The organism is Vibrio nigripulchritudo ATCC 27043 (genome assembly GCF_000222685.1).
Lineage (GTDB): Bacteria > Pseudomonadota > Gammaproteobacteria > Enterobacterales > Vibrionaceae > Vibrio > Vibrio nigripulchritudo.
The window spans coordinates 1-228 of sequence record NZ_AFWJ01000259.1 but is presented as its reverse complement, the minus strand read 5'-3'; the positions used below and the strand labels follow the sequence as shown (position 1 = coordinate 228).

At 44.3% G+C, this 228-nt stretch carries 1 tRNA gene; it reads left to right on the top strand.

Annotated elements, in window-relative coordinates:
• Positions 1–27: 27 nt before the first annotated feature.
• A tRNA-Val gene (locus tag RH89_RS17190) sits at positions 28–103 on the top strand.
• Positions 104–228 lie beyond the last annotated feature (125 nt).

The window sequence follows — 228 nt, the reverse complement described above, 5'->3', positions numbered from 1 at the left end:
CCTGCCACAGGAAATCAAAATATATGTGGGCGATTAGCTCAGTTGGGAGAGCACCTGCCTTACAAGCAGGGGGTCACTGGTTCGAGCCCGGTATCGCCCACCATTCTCTAAGTATTTTTGGATCATCTTTCCAAACCACTTCATTAAAACGTATGTGGTTGGAATTTTTGACGCCTATGCAGCGTAGCTGAAAGTCTTTAGAAAATGTACTTCTTAGGAAGTGACATA